17 protein-coding genes are annotated in these 19,457 nt (G+C 44.8%); 9 read left to right on the top strand and 8 right to left on the bottom strand.

The annotated features are described in order from the left end of the window. Window positions 1-61: 61 nt before the first annotated feature. Window positions 62-928: a DUF72 domain-containing protein gene (locus OH455_RS02880; protein ID WP_269980280.1), complete on the bottom strand. Its 867-nt coding sequence runs from the start codon at window positions 926-928 to the stop codon at window positions 62-64. A 275-nt stretch (window positions 929-1,203) separates the two neighbouring features. On the opposite strand from OH455_RS02880, the gene aspS reads away from it, so the two are divergent. Next, on the top strand, window positions 1,204-2,982 hold the full coding sequence (gene aspS, locus OH455_RS02875; protein ID WP_269980279.1) for an aspartate--tRNA ligase: 1,779 nt from the start codon (window positions 1,204-1,206) through the stop codon (window positions 2,980-2,982). 233 nt (window positions 2,983-3,215) lie between these two features. Here the strand turns inward: aspS and OH455_RS02870 are convergent, their stop codons facing one another. Further along, window positions 3,216-3,908 (bottom strand): pseudouridine synthase, encoded by a 693-nt coding sequence (locus OH455_RS02870; protein WP_269980278.1) that lies wholly within the window; start codon window positions 3,906-3,908, stop codon window positions 3,216-3,218. A 301-nt stretch (window positions 3,909-4,209) separates the two neighbouring features. Between OH455_RS02870 and OH455_RS02865 the strand changes: the two genes are divergently transcribed. Beyond that, complete coding sequence (locus OH455_RS02865; protein ID WP_269980277.1) at window positions 4,210-6,435, top strand: NADP-dependent isocitrate dehydrogenase; 2,226 nt, start codon at window positions 4,210-4,212, stop codon at window positions 6,433-6,435. Between the two features lie 95 nt (window positions 6,436-6,530). Here the strand turns inward: OH455_RS02865 and cspD are convergent, their stop codons facing one another. Next, a complete protein-coding gene (gene cspD, locus OH455_RS02860; protein WP_045976776.1) occupies window positions 6,531-6,752 on the bottom strand; it encodes a cold shock domain-containing protein CspD in 222 nt (73 codons plus the stop codon). Between the two features lie 464 nt (window positions 6,753-7,216). On the opposite strand from cspD, the gene clpS reads away from it, so the two are divergent. Together clpS and clpA are read left to right on the top strand one after the other, a co-directional pair. Continuing rightward, entirely contained in the window at window positions 7,217-7,537 is a 321-nt protein-coding gene (clpS, locus tag OH455_RS02855) for an ATP-dependent Clp protease adapter ClpS (RefSeq protein ID WP_006962880.1), read from the top strand. A gap of 42 nt (window positions 7,538-7,579) precedes the next feature. Beyond that, entirely contained in the window at window positions 7,580-9,853 is a 2,274-nt protein-coding gene (clpA, locus tag OH455_RS02850; protein ID WP_269980276.1) for an ATP-dependent Clp protease ATP-binding subunit ClpA, read from the top strand. A 51-nt stretch (window positions 9,854-9,904) separates the two neighbouring features. On the opposite strand, the gene OH455_RS02845 is transcribed toward clpA, so the two are convergent. Both OH455_RS02845 and OH455_RS02840 read right to left on the bottom strand, forming a co-directional pair. Continuing rightward, on the bottom strand, window positions 9,905-10,537 hold the full coding sequence (locus OH455_RS02845) for a YdcF family protein (RefSeq protein ID WP_269980275.1): 633 nt from the start codon (window positions 10,535-10,537) through the stop codon (window positions 9,905-9,907). Between the two features lie 15 nt (window positions 10,538-10,552). Next, complete coding sequence (locus tag OH455_RS02840; RefSeq protein WP_269980274.1) at window positions 10,553-11,374, bottom strand: NAD-dependent epimerase/dehydratase family protein; 822 nt, start codon at window positions 11,372-11,374, stop codon at window positions 10,553-10,555. Between the two features lie 182 nt (window positions 11,375-11,556). On the opposite strand from OH455_RS02840, the gene OH455_RS02835 reads away from it, so the two are divergent. Continuing rightward, entirely contained in the window at window positions 11,557-12,339 is a 783-nt protein-coding gene (locus tag OH455_RS02835; protein ID WP_206374250.1) for a substrate-binding periplasmic protein, read from the top strand. On the opposite strand, the gene OH455_RS02830 is transcribed toward OH455_RS02835, so the two are convergent. Next, window positions 12,332-12,565, bottom strand: coding sequence for a TIGR02647 family protein (locus tag OH455_RS02830; RefSeq protein ID WP_206368942.1), 234 nt, complete (start codon window positions 12,563-12,565; stop codon window positions 12,332-12,334). The genes OH455_RS02835 and OH455_RS02830 overlap by 8 nt on opposite strands. A 453-nt stretch (window positions 12,566-13,018) precedes the next feature. Here OH455_RS02830 and focA point away from each other — a divergent pair, with 453 nt between their 5' ends. Then, on the top strand, window positions 13,019-13,861 hold the full coding sequence (gene focA, locus OH455_RS02825) for a formate transporter FocA (protein WP_045976838.1): 843 nt from the start codon (window positions 13,019-13,021) through the stop codon (window positions 13,859-13,861). Between the two features lie 54 nt (window positions 13,862-13,915). Here focA and OH455_RS02820 read toward each other — a convergent pair whose 3' ends face one another. Both OH455_RS02820 and OH455_RS02815 read right to left on the bottom strand, forming a co-directional pair. Next, window positions 13,916-14,101, bottom strand: a complete 186-nt coding sequence (locus tag OH455_RS02820) for a hypothetical protein (protein ID WP_269980273.1) — start codon at window positions 14,099-14,101, stop codon at window positions 13,916-13,918. A gap of 164 nt (window positions 14,102-14,265) precedes the next feature. Next, window positions 14,266-15,069 (bottom strand): ABC transporter permease, encoded by an 804-nt coding sequence (locus tag OH455_RS02815; RefSeq protein ID WP_269980272.1) that lies wholly within the window; start codon window positions 15,067-15,069, stop codon window positions 14,266-14,268. Between the two features lie 473 nt (window positions 15,070-15,542). On the opposite strand from OH455_RS02815, the gene torE reads away from it, so the two are divergent. From torE to torA, 3 genes are read left to right on the top strand one after another with little or no spacing between them, the layout of a single operon-like run. Next, window positions 15,543-15,722: a trimethylamine N-oxide reductase system protein TorE gene (torE, locus tag OH455_RS02810; RefSeq protein WP_045976783.1), complete on the top strand. Its 180-nt coding sequence runs from the start codon at window positions 15,543-15,545 to the stop codon at window positions 15,720-15,722. 50 nt (window positions 15,723-15,772) lie between these two features. Next, entirely contained in the window at window positions 15,773-16,957 is a 1,185-nt protein-coding gene (gene torC, locus OH455_RS02805; RefSeq protein ID WP_269980271.1) for a pentaheme c-type cytochrome TorC, read from the top strand. Window positions 16,958-16,981: 24 nt separating this feature from the next. After that, a complete protein-coding gene (gene torA, locus OH455_RS02800) occupies window positions 16,982-19,444 on the top strand; it encodes a trimethylamine-N-oxide reductase TorA (RefSeq protein WP_269980270.1) in 2,463 nt (820 codons plus the stop codon). The last annotated feature ends 13 nt before the right edge of the window (window positions 19,445-19,457 follow it).

Here is a 19,457-nt window from a genome sequence, read left to right as displayed (position 1 = left end):
TCAAAAAGGCGCGTATTTTATGAGAAAATCGCGCCCGTGTCATGTGTTGAGGCTACTCTACTCAGAACATTTGTAACTGGGAATTGCCATCGTTTGCTGGAAATGCTGATAAGTCAGGCAATTGAGCTCGGTTTTGCAGCATTTTATACAAATTGCTCGCAAGTTCTGGCGCAATAATATTGTCGGCAGTATGAATCATTACGTAAGGTTGTTTCCCTTCTGCTATCCACTCTGGCAGTTTTTTCAGCCAAGGGGTGAAAAAAGCATAGTTTTCAGACTCTGTTGGATGGCCGATAAAGCGAATCATCGGGTGTGACGCTGTGGCGATAGCATGTACTGGCACTTTTGGCTTTTTTTGCTGTGCGTCTACGATGGCTTCATTGTCTGGCTTCGCAGCAAACACAGGCCGGCTATCCATGATGATCCGGTCGTAGCCTTTCTCATGCAACCACTGATTCAATTGACGCTCTTCCTCACCTTTGGCGAAAAAAGCCTGGTGTCGAACTTCAACACCAATAGGAAAGTTGGGCGGGAACAAGTCGCAGAATCTTTGCAGATCATTTAAGTGCTCAGGGCCAAAAGCGGCTGGTAACTGAATAGTCCACTGCCCTATGCGATCATGCAAAGGTGCCATGATTTGCATGAACTCATTGAGTGGCCCTTGACTGCCTCTCAACATTTGTTGATGGGTTATCGCTTTGGGCAGCTTAAAAGTAAACCTGAAATCATCGTGCGTTGCAGAACGCCAGTTCTGTACGGTTGACACACTTGGTGTGGCGTAAAATGTCGTATTTCCCTCGACGGTATGAAAAACCTGCGCGTACTTTTGTAACCTTTCGGCGGGTTTAGTACCACTGCCATAAAAGCTTTGTTGCCAGTTGTTGTGAGACCACATGGTGAGGCCAAGTCGGAGAGGTAATTCGTTCATGTCTAACAGTCTTTGCCTATCTTGCCAGATACTTTACGAGAGTTTTGAAGAGAGTGATACTTTCGATCTATAATCAGCGCCAATTTTTTCTGATTGATGTGGTTTTGCTGTTTTATTGTGCTAAAAAGCATCAAAACCAGATAAACAGCAATAAATTGTATTCTGAATAGTCGATTTTGAATGACTTTCAGCGTATAAATGGATCTTTGCGCTATCAGCTAAGAAAACGCTGATATCAAGTAATTAACAAATTTAGAGAGATTGGGAAATTCATTATGCGTACCCATTACTGTGGTCACCTGAACAAGTCCCTTGCAGGACAAACTGTAGAACTTTGCGGCTGGGTTAACCGTCGTCGTGATTTAGGCGGTCTTATTTTTATCGATATGCGAGATCGTGAAGGCGTCGTTCAGGTAGTTGTTGATCCAGATATGGCAGATGCGTATGAAGTAGCTAACACACTTCGTAATGAATTCTGTATCAAACTAACGGGTGAAGTTCGTGTTCGTCCAGACAGCCAAGTAAACAAAGATATGGCAACGGGTGAAGTGGAGATCATCGCCAAAGGTCTTGAAATCATCAATCGTGCAGACGTTCTGCCACTCGACTTCAACCAGAAGAACTCTGAGGAGCAGCGTCTAAAGTATCGTTATCTAGATCTTCGTCGCCCTGAAATGAGTGACCGCATTAAGCTACGTGCTAAGGCGTCTAGTTTTGTTCGTCGTTTCTTAGATGACAATGGTTTCCTAGACATTGAAACGCCAGTACTCACTAAAGCGACGCCAGAAGGCGCACGTGACTACTTAGTACCAAGCCGCGTTCACAAAGGTTCGTTCTACGCGCTTCCTCAGTCTCCACAGCTATTCAAACAGCTGCTAATGATGTCTGGTTTTGACCGTTACTACCAAATCGTTAAGTGTTTCCGTGATGAAGACTTACGTGCTGACCGTCAACCAGAGTTCACTCAGATCGATATCGAAACGTCTTTCATGACGGCTGATGAAGTTCGCGCAACGACCGAGAAAATGGTTCGCGATATGTGGCAAGAGCTACTCAATGTAGACCTAGGGCAATTCCCAGTGATGCCTTTCTCCGAAGCGATTCGTCGTTTCGGTAGCGATAAGCCAGACCTACGTAATCCACTAGAGCTAGTAGACGTTGCTGATCTAGTGAAAGACGTTGAGTTCAAAGTCTTCTCAGGTCCTGCAAACGATGAGAAAGGTCGTGTTGCAGTGATTCGCGTACCAGGTGGCGCTTCTCTAACTCGCAAGCAGATTGATGGTTACGGTGAGTTCGTTGGCATCTACGGTGCGAAAGGCCTTGCGTGGATGAAGGTTAATGACCGTGCAGCTGGCATGGAAGGTATCCAGTCTCCAGTGGCTAAATTCCTGAGTGAAGACGTTATCAATGGCATTCTAGACCGCACTCAAGCTGAATCAGGCGACATCATCTTGTTCGGCGCAGACAAAGCGAACACAGTTGCAGAAGCAATGGGTGCGCTACGTCTGAAACTAGGTAAAGATCTAGAGCTAACAGACGAAAACGCATGGGCACCGCTATGGGTTGTTGACTTCCCAATGTTCGAAGAAGATGACGAAGGCAACCTGCATGCAATGCACCACCCATTCACATCACCTCTAGGCGTGAATGCAGAAGAGCTAAAAGCAAACCCAGCGGCAGCTAACTCAAACGCATACGACATGGTCCTAAACGGCTATGAAGTTGGTGGTGGTTCAGTTCGTATCCACAACGCAGAGATGCAAGCAGCTGTATTTGATATCTTAGGTATCGATGCGGAAGAGCAGCAGCTTAAGTTTGGTTTCCTATTGGATGCACTTAAGTTTGGTACGCCTCCTCACGCAGGTCTAGCATTCGGTCTTGACCGCCTAGTGATGCTGCTATGTGGTACAGAGAACATCCGTGATGTAATCGCGTTCCCTAAAACAACAGCGGCTGCGTGTCTACTAACAGACGCACCAAGTGTTGCTAACCCAGCTGCGCTTGAAGAATTAGCGATTGCTGTTAAAGCTGCAGAGAAGAAAGAAGAAGAGTAATCTTACCTTTCCAACTGAATAGCAAAAGCCGCTTCAATTGAAGCGGCTTTTTTGTGTCTGGAAGTCCACATTGTACAGCGTCATTCGTCATTCCATAGAGTGACGTAGGAGCGAGTAGGGAATCTCCAACGATTTTCGACTTGCTGTAAGAGATCCCCAACTCGTTCGTCCCTCACTCTAGAGGATGACAGCAATAAAAAGGGCTGACTAACTGCCACCCCTTCAAAGCGTTTCTAAAACTCAATCTCTTTCCACTCACCTGGCTGTAATTCACCCAGCTTAATATCGCCCATTGAATATCGAATGAGACGTAGGGTTGGGAAGCCAATATTAGCCGTCATACGACGAACCTGACGGTTTCTTCCTTCGATAATGGTGATCGCCAGCCAAGTGGTTGGAATATTGGCTCTAAAGCGAACAGGAGGGCTGCGTTCCCATACTCTGGGCTCTGCCATCACTTCAACTTTTGCGGGTAGAGTCATGCCATCTTTAAGCTCAACACCCGTCCTCAACTTATCGAGATCCGACTCTGACGGTGCTCCGTCAACTTGCACCCAATACGTTTTCGGTGACTTAGATTTTGGCTGAGTCAACTTAGCCTGCAATATGCCATCATTAGTCAGTACCATTAGCCCTTCGCTATCTCTGTCTAATCTCCCGGCCGCATAGACATCTTTCACTGGGATAAAATCAGCCAGTGTTTTTCGGCCTTCACCATCTGTGAATTGGCTCAATGTATCAAAGGGTTTATTGAACACGATAACTTTGCGATCTTCAGGCGCTAATCTAGGCTTATTACTCGTTGGCTTTTTTCGGTTTCTTGACGAATGTGGTTTGGTTTTATGCGCTGCTGAGGAGTGTTTAAAACCAGATTGACGTCTACGTGAAGAGGGCGAAGAAGACTCACGGTGTGAGCGTGGTGACATGTTAACTACCTTGCAAAAATGTAAACGAAGTGTGGGCGAAAATTTTCAAAATCATCCGTTTTAGGCTATGATGTGCGCGCCCGAAAACAGGATTGGTGCACAAGATAATAGACTATTCTTCCGATTTTGTTTAATTATAAAAGTACAGTTCTCACGGATCTTACGCTTAAGCAAACGTAAGGAAAAAACAAAAGAGACATAAATCGCAAACAAGTGAGGGGATGACAATTCAACTTGTTGGCGGACACACAACCCAAAGCCGTTCATCCGACGGGCTTTGTTAGAACAATAGGGAAATTTCATGCCTACAGAAAAACCTACCATTATTTATACCATCACTGATGAAGCTCCTGCACTAGCAACGTATTCACTGCTACCAATCATTCAGTCGTTCACAGCTTCATCTGGTATTGATGTTGATACTCGTGATATCTCTCTTGCTGGGCGTATTATTGCAAACTTCCCAGAGCATTTGACTGAAGAACAACGCATTGGTGACGCACTGGCTGAGCTAGGTGAGCTAGCAAAAACACCTGAAGCTAACATCATCAAACTTCCAAACATTTCTGCTTCTATCCCACAACTTAAAGCAGCAATCAAAGAACTTCAGGACAAGGGCTACAATCTGCCTAACTACCCTGAAGAGCCAAGCACGTATGAAGAAGAAGCTATTAAAGCGACTTACGACAAAATCAAAGGTAGTGCAGTAAACCCTGTACTACGTGAAGGTAACTCAGACCGTCGTGCGCCACTATCGGTTAAGAACTACGCGAAGAAAAACCCTCATTCAATGGGTGCGTGGTCAAAAGATTCTAAGTCTCATGTATCAAGCATGTCTGGTAACGATTTCTTTGGTAGCGAAAAGTCTCACACGGTAGAGAGTGCGACCGAAGTTAAGATCGAATTCACTGCGGCTGACGGTGCGGTGAAAGAGCTTAAAGCACCATTCGCTCTTCAAGACCAAGAAATCATAGATTGTTCAGTAATGAACAAAAAAGCATTAGTAGAATTCTTTGAAAAAGAAATTGCTGATGCGAAACAGCAAGATGTTCTTCTATCGCTTCACATGAAAGCGACAATGATGAAAGTGTCTGACCCAGTGATCTTCGGTCACGCAGTTAAAGTTTACTACAAAGATGTGTTCGCGAAATACGGTGACGTATTTGATCAACTGGGCGTAGATGTGAACAACGGTATTGGCGATGTTTACGCTAAGATTGCCTCTCTACCATCTGCTCAAAAAGAAGAAATCGAAGCTGCGCTGCAAGCGGTTTACGAAACTCAACCACCGCTAGCTATGGTTGATTCAGATCGTGGTATCACTAACCTTCACGTGCCAAGCGACATCATCGTTGATGCTTCTATGCCTGCAATGCTGCGTTCTTCTGGCCAAATGTGGGGTCCAGATGGTAAGCAGAAAGACACCAAAGCGATGATTCCTGATCGTAGCTACGCAAGCATCTATCAAGCGGTTATCGATTTCTGTAAAGAAAACGGTGCGTTTGACCCAACGACAATGGGTAGCGTGCCAAACGTAGGCCTAATGGCTCAGAAAGCGGAAGAGTACGGTTCTCACGACAAAACGTTCATTCTTGACCAAGCGGGCACAATCCGTGTTGTTGACGCTGCAGGTGCAGTGCTACTAGAGCAAGCGGTTGAGGAAGGCGATATCTTCCGTATGTGCCAGGTGAAAGACGCTCCTATTCAAGACTGGGTGAAACTGGCGGTAACACGTGCTCGCGCAACAGGTGTACCAGCAGTGTTCTGGTTAGATGAGAATCGTGCACACGACGCTCAGCTGATCAAGAAGGTGAACGCTTACCTACCTAACCACGATACATCAGGTCTAGAAATCAAGATCCTAGCACCCCTAGATGCATGTAAGTTCTCTCTAGAGCGTATCAAAGAAGGTAAGGATACTATTTCTGTAACAGGTAACGTACTGCGTGATTACCTAACGGATTTATTCCCGATTCTAGAGCTTGGTACGTCAGCTAAAATGCTTTCAATTGTACCACTAATGAATGGCGGTGGTCTGTTTGAAACTGGAGCAGGTGGTTCGGCACCTAAGCACGTTCAACAGGTTGAGAAAGAGAACCACCTACGTTGGGACTCTCTGGGCGAATTCCTTGCACTAGCGGCCTCTCTAGAGCACCTAAGCACAGTGACTGGTAATGCTAAAGCTCAGGTATTGGCTGATGCACTAGATAAAGCAACAGGTGAATTCTTGGATAACAACAAGTCACCTTCGCGTAAAGTCGGCGAGTTAGACAACCGTGGTAGCCATTACTATCTAGCAACCTACTGGGCGCAAGCGCTAGCAGCTCAAACTGCTGATGCAGACCTAGCCGCAGAGTTTACCCCTGTTGCTGAAGCGCTATCTTCAAAAGAAGACGCTATCGTTGCTGAGCTTAACGGCGCGCAGGGCGTGGCAGGTGAACTAGGTGGTTACTACGCACCTGAGTTTGACAAAGCTGCCCCTCTGATGCGCCCAAGCGCAACATTGAACGCTATCATTAATGACTAATTAGTCATTTTGAAATTGAAAAAACCCGCCAAATGGCGGGTTTTTTATTTTTCTGTTACGACACCTAAGGTGTCGAGATAGGTTTTGGCAGCGTATTATTTAATGGCTTGAGCTTCTACTGGTATGACAGAGCTTGCGTGATACCCTTTCGGACCTTGTTCCACTTCAAATGTGACTTGTTGGCCTGCTTTCAGAGTACGATACCCATCCATTTTGATTGTGGAGTAATGCGCAAAAACATCACCGTCTTCACCTTCCGGACAGATAAAACCAAATCCTTTGGCGTTGTTAAACCATTTTACTGTACCTGTAGCCATGCTATACATCCCTCATGCATATTGTTACTGAAGTTGTGTGATTACACGTTTATCCCGTGTGTAAACAAAAAGTGAATATCCATTCAGCCGCTGCCAAATTTTGAGTCACTATTTGACCAATGTAGCCAATGGTTGAGTACAGTCAATAGGAAAAATGTATCACACTCAACATATTTGCAAACAAATCACTTTTAAGATTTACATTTTTGTAACGAATTTCAGCTTGATCCGGTCTGTTGTATTTAAGCTCTGAATGGTTTTTGGTGTCTTTTTAATCAATTAGATAGAGAATGCGGTTTGATAGAAATCTTTTATTTGCAGCGATACAATTGCTGCATTAGTCTCTAAGTAAGGGCACAAATTTGCTTGGCTCAATTTGTTCTTACTTATAAGAGCTAAATCGATAACTTCCGCGTAGTGAAGTGGTAAAATTATCTTAAGCAACTTTCTAAACACGATGAGTCATGAGCAAGCAATTTGAATGGGTCACTCCAGACTCTGATTTACTGGAGCTAGAAAAAACAAAAGTAAAGCCGCCGTCCATGTATAACGTTGTTTTGAATAACGACGATTACACACCAATGGACTTTGTGATTGAAATCCTAGAGCGTTTTTTCTCTATGGATATAGACAAGGCAACACAAGTGATGCTCAAAGTGCATTACGAAGGCAAAGCGATATGTGGCACATTTACTGCCGAAGTCGCCGAAACTAAAGTAGCGCAAGTCACAATGTATTCTCAAGAAAACGAGCATCCTTTGCTTTGTACAATGGAGCAAGCGTAAAGCTGAATCAAGCAACCTAAGTTGCTGCCAAAGGAGGTACTTATGCTGAATAAAGAGTTAGAGTCGAGTCTAAACGGCGCATTCTCCCGTGCTAGAGACAAACGACATGAGTTCATGACTGTCGAGCACCTCCTGCTAGCATTGTTAGAAAACGATGCTGCAAGGGAAGCCCTTCTTGCCTGTCAGGCAGATATCGATGCATTAAGAGGCGAGTTAGATATCTTTATTGATCAGACAACTCCTCTTATCCCTGAAAATGATGAAACTCGCGAAACCCAACCTACATTAAGTTTCCAACGTGTTCTGCAGCGTGCGGTTTTCCACGTGCAGTCTTCAGGACGCAGTGAAGTAACAGGCGCCAATGTGTTGGTTGCTATCTTCAGTGAACAAGAATCTCACGCGGCTTATCTTCTGAAGAAGAACGATATTAGCCGTCTGGATATCGTTAACTTTATTTCACACGGTATTACCAAAGCATCAAGCTCAGGTGATGACTCTTCTTCATCCGACTCTTTCAGTAGCAGTGACAGTAGTGAAGAAGCGGGTTCGGAAGAGCGCCTAGAGAGTTTTGCCTCGAACTTGAATCAGTTGGCTAAGCAAGGTCAAATTGATCCACTGATCGGTCGAGATAAAGAGCTGGAAAGAACGATCCAAGTATTGTGTCGCCGCCGCAAAAACAATCCACTGCTAGTGGGTGAAGCGGGCGTGGGTAAAACAGCGATAGCAGAAGGTTTGGCGTGGAGAATTGTTGAAGGGCAAGTTCCTGAAATTATTAAGAATAGTGTAATTTATTCTCTAGATATCGGGTCGCTACTCGCTGGCACCAAGTATCGTGGTGATTTTGAAAAACGTTTCAAGGCTATTCTTAAGCAACTAGAGAAAGAAGACGACGCGATTCTTTTCATTGACGAGATCCATACCATTATTGGTGCTGGCGCAGCATCTGGCGGCCAGGTCGACGCAGCGAATCTGATTAAGCCTCTACTAAGCAGCGGTAAATTGCGTTGTATCGGTTCTACCACCTATCAGGAATACAGTAATATTTTTGAAAAAGAGCGTGCGCTGTCCCGTCGTTTCCAAAAGATAGACATCGTTGAGCCGTCACTTGATGATACCACTAAAATTCTGATGGGGCTCAAACCTAAATACGAAGCTCACCATGAAGTGCGCTACACCAACAAAGCATTACGTGCTGCGGTAGAGCTTTCGGCTAAATACATCAATGAGCGTCATTTGCCAGACAAAGCTATTGACGTGATTGATGAGGCTGGTGCTCGTCACCGTTTAGCGCCAGCGAGCCGTCGCAAGAAAACCGTCGGTGTAGCTGATATTGAGGCTATGGTCGCTAAAATGGCTCGTATTCCTGAAAAATCAGTGTCTTCTTCTGATAAAGAGATTCTTCAGAATTTGGATGAGAAGATGAAGATGCTGGTGTTTGGTCAGGATGACGCCATTGATGTACTAAGCGAAGCCATCAAGCTAACTCGAGCTGGTCTTGGCGCGGACAATAAACCTGTCGGTTCATTCTTATTTGCAGGCCCAACTGGGGTAGGTAAAACGGAAGTTACCGTTCAGCTGTCGAAATTGATGGGTATTGAGCTACTGCGTTTTGATATGTCTGAATATGGTGAACGTCACTCTGTGAGCCGTTTGATTGGTGCACCTCCAGGTTACGTTGGATACGATCAGGGCGGTCTGTTGACGGATGCTGTGATTAAACATCCACACTCTGTTGTGCTTTTGGATGAGATAGAAAAAGCGCATCCAGATATCTTTAACCTGCTTCTTCAAGTTATGGATAACGGAACGCTTACTGATAACAATGGTCGCAAAGCGGACTTCCGCAATGTCATTCTTGTGATGACGACCAACGCTGGTGTTCAGGAAACGGTCAAGAAGTCCATCGGTCTTATCCAGCAAGATCACAGCCACGATGCGATGTCGGAAATCAAGAAAGTCTTTACGCCTGAATTCCGTAACCGTCTGGATAACATCATCTGGTTTAACAGCCTTGACGAACATGTTATCCATCAAGTGGTTGATAAGTTCATTGTTGAGCTACAGGCGCAGCTAGATGCACGTGGTGTATCACTGGAGGTCTCAGATGATGCTAGGCATTGGCTAGCACTTAAAGGCTACGATAAAGCTATGGGTGCGCGCCCAATGGGACGTGTCATTCAAGAGCAACTTAAGAAACCTCTTGCTAATGAGTTGCTGTTCGGTACGTTGGTCGACGGCGGCACCGTGAAGGTCAATCTGAAGAAAGATGAGCTTAAGTTTAAGTACTTAAGTGAAAAAGAGGCGGCTGTACACTAAGTCGTGTGTTTAAGAAAAAGCCAGAGCGTGTGAAGCTCTGGCTTTTTTGTATCAGTTGAAAACGGATCTTAATGCTAGATAGGATGTCTCAATGTGTGGCGGTATTTCCTGTTTTATCTGAAATCCTTTTTTGGGGTATTCTTTGATTCGCTCAAAATCACCCAACAAAGCTTCAACGGTAACATCAAGAGATATTTCTTCACTAAAGTAATCAATAAAAGCAGTTTTAGGGGACGTTACGCAAACATGGTTGACTTCATTTGGCCATTGTTTCATGAAAGTAGCGTAAGCTCGCCTCTCCATATAGGGTTTTTGAACCAATATAAACGAACGAAAATCGTAGTAAAGTTCGGTGAGGAGTTTGGCCGTTAACTGTATATTTTCACCGGTATTGGTAGCTTGATCTTCGAGGATGATATCAGCTGAGGGTACACCGAGATCTCTAGCTATAGCAGCAAAAGTATGTGCCTCGGTTTGATCAAAAATACCGTCTGTTAATCGTCCAACACCACCAGAAAATACAACCTTTGTTGCCCAACCATCGTGATAAAGTTTAGCGGCATGCTCTGCAACCCTAACGTCGTTGCTACCAAGTACAAATAGGCAGTCAGCTTTATGTAATGGCTGATCGAGCTGCATGTAATCCCACAGGTTTTCTATGTGTTGGAAAAGCTTGGTATTCATATCAGATTCCCAGAGTTATACCAGTTCTAAAGTGTGCTGGTAATGAAAGCGATAACCCAATCTTTGCAAGCGATCTGCTAGAATTCGTTTGTCTGCTTGTTGTACAACAGGTGGTAGGCGGACATCAGAGCCGACACTGTTGAGTGCTGCTTGATAAAACTCAGCCTTGCTAACCGTATTGGGTGTCGTCGCATTGATAACAACGTTCTTGCAATTGAGTGCCACGAAGCTTGTTGCACCTATCGCATCGGTCAGATGAAGCATATTGGCTGGAGCAAGTTCACTGACTTGTTTCAATTTATCGACAAAGCGAGAAGGGTGACGATCAGGTCCAACGAGTCCACTACAGCGGACAACGCCGTAATCAAGGCCTGAATCAATTACATACTGCTCTGCTTGCAACATCGTAGCTGCTTTGTCTGAGAATAAGTTGCTGTTGTGCGCTCTATTGAGAGAGGCAGCATCTTCGTCGAAGGCGTCAGCTAGATTTGGGTATACGGTGGTCGAGCTGACCATGATGATTTTCTTAACCTTAGCAACCAGACAAACCTGACAGAGCATATTCCAGTGCTGAGCGTACTGTTGTCCCATCCCTTTTCTAAAACCGGGAGGGAAGCAGCCAATCACAATGTCTGCCTTAGTGTTACTAATGGCTTGAGCGACAATATCCGGATTACTCTGTAAGTCGATTTTAAGCCCTGTGAGATGCTGAGCTTCGAGCTCTTCTACACCTGCGTCAGTGGTGCGGCTGACAAAGACTTTATGACCGATAGTTTCGAGGTAATGTGCGAGTGGTTTTCCAAGCCAGCCACCGCCAATAATCAATATTGTTTTCACACTAAGTCCCTGTTTGAAGAGGTTGATAACGTTAACTATCCTAAAGAAACAAGGATTAATCAATGGTTTGTTTGTTGTTTGTATGTGGGTGAACGAGTAATACGGAAGAGACTCAAATCTCTCTAAAATGAGTCTATTATTACTAGTGAGGTGTTATGCCATCTTAACTTTTAGGAAAGCTCATGAAATGGTATCTGTGGATATGGGCCGTCTTGTTTTCATCCATCTCAACGGCCAATCAAAAAGTGTATATGACGTCATTAGAATGGCCACCGTATTCGGGTGCGGATCTACCAGAGAATGGCTATTCTGTTGCTGTCGCGCGCGAAGCGTTTTCAGTGATGGGGTACGAGTTAGTCGTGGACTTTCAACCATGGGTTCGTGCTGTCGCTCTAGCGACCAAGTCTGAGAAATATGTGGGATACTTCCCAGAGTACTATTTTGACACCACCGAATTTGTTTTCTCAGATTCCATAGGCAGTGGGCCTTTGGGCTTTGTAGAGAACACTCGTTTCCCTATTCAATGGGAAACACTGTCTGATTTGACATTTTTCAAAATTGGGGTGGTGCAGGGCTACGTTAATACGACAGAGTTTGATGATATGGTCGAAACGGGCGAGCTTCAAGTTGAGGCCTCGACCAATGATGCTAGAAACATACACAAGGTAGCAAAGGGTCGATTGGATATCGCTGTAATAGACCCAAATGTTCTAGAGTATCTCATCAGTATTGATGTGAGAGAAGATCTACTTAGAAAGCGTCTCAGGATGAATGCTAAATTATTAGAAACTAAGCAGTTATATATAGCGTTCAAAGATCAACCCGAGGGCAGAGATATCCGAGAAGTATTTAATCAAGGGCTAAAGAAAATTGATATCGAACGGATTGTCAGTCGGCTTATGCAGCTAACTGACAATGAGCAGCTCGTTCTGAGCAATACGCCAGTGATCAAGAAAACTAACTAGACAAAACTCTAAGAATTTTATCTGCATGTTCAGCAACTTCGATACCTTCATCTGTGAGATAACCACCGTCAGGCTGAGTACATAGCCCTTTGTCGAACAGCCTTTGAATCGCCGATTGCATGTTTTGTGATGCATCATGATGAACTTTAATGCCAGTCGCAGCGCTGCTAATGTCAAATTGCAATAAAAGGTTTAACTCGTCGATTTTGTCAGAGGTATATTTCATAGTGATTTCCTTAAAGCAAGTACTGGAACAACCATATTCCTGATATTGGTATTCAGCAATTAGATGCCAATAGAAATGTTACCTACCGCTGAATTTGAAGAAAAATCTCTTTTAACTGACTAGATAGTGAGCGATAGATAGGCTGGGTTTAGCGCAGTTTTTAATGCTTAAACTGCATAACAACAGAGATTGATATGCAAATATGAATTCATCGCTATCTTAGTTACTAACTCTTTAACGTAATGAATGTTAACTATAAGATAATAATTAAGATTCTCTAGTTTTCGTTGTCCATGTTTGTATTGTTTTCTCAGTCTAGTTTGGCTTGCTCGGTGCAGTTTTCTTTGTGTAAACGGAGCTTGAGATAAAACTAACAAATAAGGCTTGAAATTGACCACAATAAGAGTAATTATCCGCGCCGAAAATCCACATTAACAGAAATGTCTTTCCATGATGAATTTAAACCAGTTTGACTCTTTATTACCGCCGCAGATGGCGGAACGTGCCGCTGAAATCGGTGTTGGTAAGGTAACTAAAGACCCAATGAAGTCGTTTTTATTAGCGATTTCTGCAGGGATTCATATTGGAATTGCGTTTGTCTTCTACACAGTAGTTACCACAGGTGCAGGTGACTTGCCTTGGGGTGTCACTCGATTGCTTGGTGGTTTGGCTTTCAGTCTTGGGTTAATTCTGGTTGTTGTCACAGGTGGTGAGTTGTTTACTAGTTCGGTGTTGACTCTGGTGGCGAGAGCAAGTGGTAAAATCACCTGGAAGATGCTGATGAAAAACTGGGCTGTGGTTTATGGTGGCAATCTTATCGGTGCGTTACTACTAGTGGTTTGTATGTTGCTGACCAAGCAGTATATGTTCGATAGCGGTCAAGTTGGCTTAAATGCGATGGCGATTTCTCAGCATAAACTTCACCATAGTTTTATCTCAGCGGTGGCGCTAGGTATCATGTGTAATGTATTGGTGTGTATAGCGGTTTGGATGACATTCAGTGGGCGCACTCTCACTGACAAAATCGCTGTTATGATTTTGCCTGTCGCGATGTTCGTATCCGCTGGATTTGAGCACTGTATCGCCAATATGTTTCAGGTTCCGATGGCTATCGCGATTAAGTTTTTCGCGCCAGCAGAATTTTGGCAAATGACGGGAGCGAATATTTCTGATTATGCGGACCTGAATTTACTCAGTTTTCTTACCAATAACCTTATTCCTGTGACTCTAGGTAACATCATCGGTGGTGGCGTCTTTGTTGGAATGTGGTACTGGATGATATACTTAAGAGATTAGAATGATATTATGAGGGCTCGTTTAGAAACGAGCCCTTTTTGATCTTGACGGGTCTTAGTGCCATTGTCGCCATGACTCTTGAATAAAGTCATCCAGATCGAGCAGTTCTTTTGGTTGGGAAACGAGCCAGTTTCGTTCCTCGTCCTTATCCAATTGCGAAGTCTCTTCAGCATGAGAAACGGTACCAAGTTGCATTTTCTGTGTCCTTACAAAAGCAGTACCTTGGAGATTAAAGCTCATATTTGACGCTTTGATGACATAGGAAGAACGTGTTTGTATGCATATGAATACTAGGTGTTTTTGGTTTGTATACCGTGTCTGATTACGAAAAGCAGACTTATCCTGAAAGCGATGACACGGTTATCCACAGATTCTGTGGATAAGATCTTTTCTCTTCAACGTTGTTAGCGTCCAGATCGCTCGTGGTTGAAGTCGACTAAGATTTTTCCATCTTTAGTGAAGCAGTGTCGAATAGTGAGTGATAGAGTTAGGCTGATCGAAACTGACAGCATGACGAAGATCGCGATCATGATCATCAATTGATATTTGATCGCTACGATTGGGCTCGCTCCTCCCAGTATTTGCCCCGTCATCATTCCAGGCAGTGTCACCAAACCAGTGGTTGTCATCGACGCTAAGGTGGGGGCGAGAGACTTGAGGATCGATTCCCGAACGAACGGTAGAGTGGCAAAGTTTGGTGAAGCGCCTAAAGCGATGGCGGCTTCATATTCGCTGCGACGTGTTTCCATTGAAGTGAAAAGATTTTGTAGAGCCACGATATTGCCACTGAGAGAGTTGCCCAGCAGCATGCCAGCCAATGGGATAAGATACTGGGCATTGAATAGTGGCTCTGGCTGCACGATCACAATACAGATGATAAGTAGTAGAGGACACAAGCCAACAATTAGGCCACTAGTGACTGGGTACATCAACCGTTGCTTAGGAAGCTTCGCCTTACTAACAATAGAACTAGCCCCAATAAGAGTCATGGCTATTAGCCACAATATGTTGATAGTTAAGCTGTTAATGTTAAGGAGGTACTCAAGGTATACCCCCACCAGCAGTAGTTGGATGGTCATTCTTGCTACACTAATCAATACTTCTGTTTCAATGTGCAGCTTGTAGCAGCGGCTGATCAAAAGTGGGATCGTCAATGTACAGAAAAACAAAGCCAGTAGAAGCCAGGAAATATCGATAACCCCGCTCATGGGTCCTCCCTACAACGCAATATGTATTGGATACCTAATCTTTTCTGCATAGTGGATGTCATTGTCAACTTGCTGATTCTAGTCTGTCCCTCTCAGCACTCCTAATAGCTCTACTTTGAGTCATGTTCTGGCACAAATATTTAACATTTAGGTTCGTTTTTTTGTGGGGGTGGGACGTGCTACAAGGCGAAAAATACACGCGATACTTTGCTTTATTGTAATTGAATTGCTAACAAGTTAACAATTCTGCTCTATTCACAAACTTTCACAAAACTATGCATGTTGACATATGAGTTATTAATCAAACACATCTCTGGATGAGCTCAAAAAAGTGTCGAATAACACGCTCTGCTTGGGCTGATCTGATTGAACCCTACAATTAGTATGGTCTAATATTTTTACTAGAGATTGTAAAAACGTTAGCTCAGCGACAAGAGCTATCCGATAACACTAAATACAAAATAGGCAAATGTATGAGTGATGTTAACAAAATAGAGAGTGGTGAAAAACGCTCGTTGGAGTGGAAGTCTTTCCTTTTCATCGCAGTGGTGCTCTTCCCAGTTCTGAGTGTGGCTTTCGTGGGTGGATACGGATTCATTATTTGGATGCTACAGGTGTTCTTTCTTGGTCCTCCTGGTGCGCATGGCATGTAGACCCCTGATCTCGTTCCCCTATTTTTGAAAAGATTTTAAGAGAGCAAACCATGAAATCATTGATTGTAAAACTGTGGCGTACCATGACTCGCCCAGCAGTGCACATCAGTCTCGGTGTGTTGACAATGGGCGGCTTTATCGCGGGTGTGGTCTTTTGGGGCGGTTTCAATACAGCCCTTGAAGCCACTAACACAGAAAAGTTCTGCATCAGCTGCCACACCATGCGTGATAATGTATACGTTGAACTTCAAGAAACCGTTCACTGGAAAAACCATTCTGGCGTACGTGCGACCTGCCCAGATTGTCATGTTCCTCACAATTGGACAGATAAGATCGCGCGCAAAATGCAGGCGTCCAAAGAAGTTTTCGCTCAGGTGTTTGGTAACTACGATGAACCTGGTGTATTCGAAGAGCGACGCATCGAACTCGCTAAGCACGAGTGGGATCGTTTCTCTGCTAACAAATCGTTAGAGTGCAAAAACTGCCACAATTATGCGTCAATGGACTTCGAACAAATGTCCCCAACAGCGCGCATCCAAATGAAGCAAGCCGCGGAAAAAGATCAGAGCTGTGTTGATTGTCACAAAGGTATTGCCCACAAACTACCAGCCGGTATGGATAGTATTGGTGGAATTGTTGGTGAACTGGAGCAACTCACTTCAAGCACAGATTACTCGGTGGGTAATGCTTTAGTCAGTGTTCGTCATTTACCTGTCTACTTCGACCAAATGGGGGCGGAGGAAGCGGGTCTACTCAACCCAGCATCGACGGTTACTGTGCTTGAAGACAAAGGGGACATGATGAAAGTCGAGATTGACGGCTGGCGCAAGGCAAAAGGCTTTGGCCGGGTTATTCAAGAAGACTTCGGTATGAATATCGCGGTGGGTTCACTACTTAAAGAAGCGGCAACCAGTGATGATATTGTGACAAAAGGCGAGAAAAAGGTCGATGAGCTAACGGGTCTTCCTTGGGAGAAAGTGGCAGCAACAGTGTGGATGAAGAAAGAAGCTATGCTCAACGACGTTACCCCGATCTGGGAAAAAGCGAGCGAAGCGTACAAGACCAACTGTTCAGTTTGTCACACTCAGCCTGATGAAGCGCACTTCGATGCCAACACTTGGCCAGGGATGTTCAATGGAATGCTAGCGTTTGTCAACTTTGACACAGACAGTGAAGCTCTCGTATTGAAGTACCTACAGAAGCACTCTTCAGATTTTGCTGAAGGTCACCACTAATAAGCGTCGGATGGAGTAATTGAAATGGCTATTACACGAAGAAGTTTTCTTAAAGGGGTAGCAACGACTAGTGCAGCGTCAGTAATCGGTCCAAGCTTATTGGCGTCCGCTTCTGCAAGCGCAGCTGAAACAACAGGAACTTGGAAAGTCTCTGGTTCTCACTGGGGCGCATTCCGCGCCCATATCTATGCGGGTAAAGTTCAAGAGATCAAACCGCTAGAAACCGATACCAATCCGACCGATATGATCAACGGCATCAAGGGTGTTCTCTACAATCCATCTCGTGTTCGTTACCCAATGGTGCGCCTAGACTGGTTGAAAAAGCATAAGTACAGCGCGGAAACTCGTGGTGATAACCGTTTTATTCGTGTCACTTGGGATGAAGCTTTAGATTTGTTCTACCGTGAATTAGAGCGTGTTCAGAAAGACTATGGACCCTGGGCACTGCACGCAGGCCAAACGGGTTGGCGCCAGACAGGTCAATTCCATAGCTGTACCAGCCACATGCAACGTGCAGTAGGTATGCATGGTAACTTTATTACTAAAGTGGGCGACTATTCAACAGGTGCAGGACAAACGATTCTGCCTTACGTTTTGGGCTCGACGGAAGTTTACGCACAAGGTACATCGTGGTCTGAGATTCTTAAAAACTCAGACAACATCATCTTATGGGCTAATGACCCAGTAAAGAACCTGCAAGTAGGTTGGAACTGTGAAACTCACCAGTCGTTCCCTTATTTAGAGCAACTGAAAGAGAAAGTAGCTAAAGGTGAGATAAACGTACTTTCTGTCGACCCTGTGAAGAACAAAACGCAGCGCTTCCTGCAAAATGAGCATTTGTATATCAACCCAATGACCGATGTCGCGTTCATGTTGGCCGTAGCGCATGTGTTGTATAACGAAAAGCTTCACGATCAGAAATTCATTGATACCTACTGTCTTGGTTTCGATGAGTTTATTAAGTACGTTCAAGGTGAAACAAAAGACAAACTTGAAAAAACACCGGAGTGGGCGGCTGAAATCTGTGGTGTAAAAGCCGATAAGATCCGTGAATTCGCTCGTATGCTGGTTAATGGTCGCACACAAATCTTGATGGGTTGGTGTATCCAACGTCAGGAACACGGTGAACAACCATACTGGGCTGCAGCCGTCGTTGCAGCAATGGTTGGTCAAATTGGTCTTCCTGGTGGCGGTATTTCATATGGTCACCACTATTCTGGTATCGGCGTACCTTCAACTGGCTTCGCTGCACCGGGTGGTTTTCCACGCAACCTCGACCAAGGAATGAAGCCAAAATGGGACAATAACGACTACAACGGTTATAGCAAAACCATTCCTGTTGCTCGTTGGATTGACTGTCTGTTAGAACCGGGTAAAGAAATTCGTTATAACGGCAGTAAAGTGAAGTTACCGGGGTATAAAATGATGGTGATTTCAGGTAATAACCCATGGCATCACCACCAAGATCGTAACCGTATGAAGAAAGCCTTCAAGCAGCTTCAGACTGTAGTGACGGTGGAATTCGCTTGGACGGCAACGTGTCGATTCTCTGATATTGTACTACCAGCTTGTACCCAGTTTGAACGTAATGACATTGACGTCTACGGCTCATATTCTGGTAAAGGTTTGATTGCGATGCATCGCCTAGTGGACCCATTGTTCCAGTCTAAGACGGACTTCGATATCTTTACCGAGCTAAGCCGCCGATTTGGTCGCCACAACGAGTACACACGTGGTATGGATGAAATGCAGTGGGTTCGCTCATTGTATGATGACTGTCGTGCCGCGAATAAAGGTAAGTTCGACATGCCATCGTTCGATGATTTCTGGGAACAGAGCGTTCTGGATTTCGGAGAAGGTAAACCTTGGGTTCGCCACGCTGACTTCCGAGAAGACCCCGAAATCAACGCGCTGGGTACGCCTTCTGGCTTTATTGAAATTACGTCTCGTAAGATTGGTCGTTACGGCTATGAGCACTGTCAAGAACACCCGATGTGGTTTGAAAAGACAGAACGTTCACATGGTGGACCGGGTTCAGACAAGTTCCCATTCTGGTTACAATCGTGTCACCCTGACAAACGCCTGCACTCGCAGATGTGCGAGTCGGAAGAGTTCCGTGCAACCTACGCGGTGCAAGGTCGTGAACCGGTTTACATCAACCCTCAGGATGCGAAAGAGAAAGGCATCAAAGATGGTGACTTAGTTCGCGTGTTCAACGACCGCGGTCAATTACTTGCAGGGGCCGTTCTTACGGATAGCTATGCTCGTGGCGTTATTCGTATCGAAGAGGGTGCTTGGTATGGTCCTCTGAACGAAAAAGAAGGGGCGATTTGTACCTACGGCGATCCGAATACCTTAACAATGGATATCGGTTCTTCAGAGCTAGCCCAGGCGACCTCTGCGAATACCTGTATCGTTAATTTTGAGAAGTTCACTGGCAAGGTTCCCCCTGTGACCTCATTTGGTGGTCCCATCGAGGTAGCGTAAACAACGACAGTAG

Origin of the sequence: Vibrio sp. T11.5, assembly GCF_027587155.1 — a bacterium.
Classification (GTDB): domain Bacteria; phylum Pseudomonadota; class Gammaproteobacteria; order Enterobacterales; family Vibrionaceae; genus Vibrio; species Vibrio neptunius.
The sequence above is the reverse complement of the archived record's forward strand: the minus strand, read 5'-3'. Positions and strand labels throughout refer to the sequence as shown.

Bases quoted from the DNA above. Each gene is read 5' to 3' on its own strand.
- OH455_RS02880 (WP_269980280.1), bottom strand. From the start codon at position 928: ATGAACGAATTACCTCTCCGACTTGGCCTCACCATGTGGTCTCACAAC.
- aspS (WP_269980279.1), top strand. From the start codon at position 1,204: ATGCGTACCCATTACTGTGGTCACCTGAACAAGTCCCTTGCAGGACAA.
- OH455_RS02870 (WP_269980278.1), bottom strand. From the start codon at position 3,908: ATGTCACCACGCTCACACCGTGAGTCTTCTTCGCCCTCTTCACGTAGA.
- OH455_RS02865 (WP_269980277.1), top strand. From the start codon at position 4,210: ATGCCTACAGAAAAACCTACCATTATTTATACCATCACTGATGAAGCT.
- cspD (WP_045976776.1), bottom strand. From the start codon at position 6,752: ATGGCTACAGGTACAGTAAAATGGTTTAACAACGCCAAAGGATTTGGT.
- clpS (WP_006962880.1), top strand. From the start codon at position 7,217: ATGAGCAAGCAATTTGAATGGGTCACTCCAGACTCTGATTTACTGGAG.
- clpA (WP_269980276.1), top strand. From the start codon at position 7,580: ATGCTGAATAAAGAGTTAGAGTCGAGTCTAAACGGCGCATTCTCCCGT.
- OH455_RS02845 (WP_269980275.1), bottom strand. From the start codon at position 10,537: ATGAATACCAAGCTTTTCCAACACATAGAAAACCTGTGGGATTACATG.
- OH455_RS02835 (WP_206374250.1), top strand. From the start codon at position 11,557: ATGAAATGGTATCTGTGGATATGGGCCGTCTTGTTTTCATCCATCTCA.
- OH455_RS02830 (WP_206368942.1), bottom strand. From the start codon at position 12,565: ATGAAATATACCTCTGACAAAATCGACGAGTTAAACCTTTTATTGCAA.
- focA (WP_045976838.1), top strand. From the start codon at position 13,019: ATGAATTTAAACCAGTTTGACTCTTTATTACCGCCGCAGATGGCGGAA.
- OH455_RS02820 (WP_269980273.1), bottom strand. From the start codon at position 14,101: ATGAGCTTTAATCTCCAAGGTACTGCTTTTGTAAGGACACAGAAAATG.
- OH455_RS02815 (WP_269980272.1), bottom strand. From the start codon at position 15,069: ATGAGCGGGGTTATCGATATTTCCTGGCTTCTACTGGCTTTGTTTTTC.
- torE (WP_045976783.1), top strand. From the start codon at position 15,543: ATGAGTGATGTTAACAAAATAGAGAGTGGTGAAAAACGCTCGTTGGAG.
- torC (WP_269980271.1), top strand. From the start codon at position 15,773: ATGAAATCATTGATTGTAAAACTGTGGCGTACCATGACTCGCCCAGCA.
- torA (WP_269980270.1), top strand. From the start codon at position 16,982: ATGGCTATTACACGAAGAAGTTTTCTTAAAGGGGTAGCAACGACTAGT.